This window comes from Methanobrevibacter sp. (assembly GCF_045644645.1).
Classification (GTDB): Archaea; Methanobacteriota; Methanobacteria; order Methanobacteriales; family Methanobacteriaceae; genus Methanocatella.
Map to the genome: position 1 here is coordinate 1 of NZ_JAZRHE010000099.1, position 2,585 is coordinate 2,585.

A 2,585-nucleotide genomic window follows, 5' to 3' on the forward strand; every position below is an offset into this window, starting at 1 on the left:
TTTAAATGTTAATAAACCTTTTTATTCAAAATTAAAGCAATTTAACAAGGTTAAATAAATATTATTGGATAAGAGAAACATTCCTAGATAAAAACAATGAATATAAAAAAAGAAAAAAAATGAAAATTACAATATAAAAAGAATTAGAATAATGGGTCTTTCACCATTCCAATTCTAAAGGAGTTTAAGATAACAAAAAGTGTTAATCCAAGGTCTCCGAAACCAACAGACATCATTAATGTAATAATACCTAAAACAGCCAATATTACGCATAATAATTTGACCAAAATAGCTAGAGTAATATTCTGTTTAATAATACCCATTGTTTTACGGCTTAAAGTGAATAGATACGGCAGTTTTGAGATATCATCCTGCATTAAAGCAATATCAGCTGTTTCGATAGCCACATCAGAACCTGCCGCCCCCATTGCAATACCAATATTTGCGCGTGCCAGTGCAGGCGCATCGTTAATGCCGTCACCAACCATGACCACATCACCGAACTTGTTTCTGACTGTATCCAAGATGTTCAACTTGTCTTCAGGCAATAAATTGGAATAGACATGGTCGATTCCGATTTCGGATGCCACACTTTTTGCGGCAAACTTGTTGTCTCCGGTAAGCATGACTGTCTGCACGCCTTGATTTCTTAAATCTGTGATGACCTCCACCGCATTATCCCTGATCTTATCGGATACTGTTATGATGCCTAAAACATTTTCGGAGTTTCCAACAAATATCAAGGTTTTGCCTTCCCCAGCATACCTGTGAATATCCTCTTTTGATATTTCAAAACTGGAACCTTCAATTAACGGTTCATTAGCCGCATAGAATTGCTCTTCACCAATGTTGGCAACGATTCCTTTACCCGGAACGTTTCTAAACTCTTCAACTGTATCAAAGGCAATATCTTGTTCATCAGCATAATCCACAATCGCCTGGGCAATCGGGTGGGATGATTGGGATTCCATGGAAGCTGCAATCTCGACAATACTCTCCTTTGTGTAACCTTCATCCAGCACTTCAACATCACTCAATTTGAGTTTGCCCTCTGTCAATGTACCTGTCTTATCGAAGATTACTGCCTTGACGTTACGCATTTCCTCGACGTAAGTACTTCCCTTGATAATGACACCGTTTCTTGTAGCTGAAGTAATGGCAGACACCATTCCAACGGGTGTTGAAATCAGGAACGCACATGGACATGAAATTACCAGAAGGGAAAGAGCCTTATAAACCCAATCGGTCAGGTCCTGACCGAACAATAATGGAGGAATGAATGCAACGAGAATAGCTCCGACCATCATGATTGGAGTGTAGTACTTGGCCACCTTTTCAACCAGAGTTTCAGTTTCGGACCTGTTGAGCTGTGATCTTTTGACCAAAGTCACAATCTTTGAGATGACTGAATCCTTGGCCTCAGCAGTCACCCTAATTTCCAGATATCCGTCTTCATTAACTGTACCTGAAAATACATCATCTCCAACTTCCTTCAATACCGGAACGCTTTCACCAGTAATGGAAGCCTGGTTGACTGAAGAGGAACCCAGGATAACTTCACCATCCAAAGGCACCTTGTCTCCAGGCTTTACGATGACAATGTCCCCAATATTTACATCATCAACATTTTTAACCTCTTCCTTGTCACCCGCTTTGACTCTGGCAGTGTCCGGAGCTATCTCAACCAATGACTTGATTGAACGTGTAGCCCTAAGTTCAGCATAGTCCTCTAAAAATTCAGCAATATAATAAAGGAAAGTGACAGCCGCACCCTCTTCAGGATGACCTATGATAAATGAAGCAACACATGCAATGCACACCAGCATTGCAGGACCGATAGTGTGTCTTTTAACTAATGACTTATAAGCCAGAATAGCTATTTCATAACCTGCAATCACTGCACCGAACATATATGTGACAGTTACAATTGTTGGGCTGAATGATAGCCATTCAAAAACATGGCCTAAAGCAAATAATATGCCGCTTGCAACGATGATTTGTATTGGCCTGTTAGCCAACAACGGTTTTCCTTCAGCCAATAGCTCACCGTCCCCATGGTCATGGTCGTGGCCGTGGCCATGGTCGTCATCATCATCTGCACAATCCGGACAGCCACAAAGACTTAAATTGGCATCGTCATCATAATCATGGACATGATTTAAGTCGTGCCCATGGTCATGGTCATGCTCGTGATTGTGATCGTGATCGTGGTCATGGTCATGATGATGCTCATGCTCATGATTGTGGTCATGGTCATCATCATCCGCACAATCCGAACAACCACAAAGACTTATATCAACATCCTAATCATAATCTATCTCTTCTCTATGGTCAAATGCATTAAAATCAGTATTTTCTTGATATTCCTTTAATAACTTTTTATCATAGTGTTTTGGATTTTCACAGTGAGTATCTTCACAGTTTGGATCAAAACAGATGTAGTTATAGTGTTCTGGATTGAAACAATTATCATCATTACAATCAGAATCATAACATCTATTTTCAGCCATGTTATCACCTGATTAAACTTATTCTAATATATGTTCTAAGCCTACTTTATAAATCATTTCAATATGAAGGTCAGT

Annotated in this window: 2 protein-coding genes; both read right to left on the reverse strand. The window is 39.6% G+C overall.

Features of this window, described 5'->3' with window-relative positions; translation table 11 throughout:
* Window positions 1–143 precede the first annotated feature (143 nt).
* Window positions 144–2,039, reverse strand: a complete 1,896-nt coding sequence (locus ACKI4K_RS05545) for a heavy metal translocating P-type ATPase (protein ID WP_407423082.1) — start codon at window positions 2,037–2,039, stop codon at window positions 144–146.
* Window positions 2,040–2,303: 264 nt separating this feature from the next.
* On the reverse strand, window positions 2,304–2,510 hold the full coding sequence (locus tag ACKI4K_RS05550; RefSeq protein ID WP_407423084.1) for a hypothetical protein: 207 nt from the start codon (window positions 2,508–2,510) through the stop codon (window positions 2,304–2,306).
* Window positions 2,511–2,585 lie beyond the last annotated feature (75 nt).

Coding starts and splice junctions, on each gene's coding strand:
- ACKI4K_RS05550 (WP_407423084.1), bottom strand. CDS start 2,510: ATGGCTGAAAATAGATGTTATGATTCTGATTGTAATGATGATAATTGT.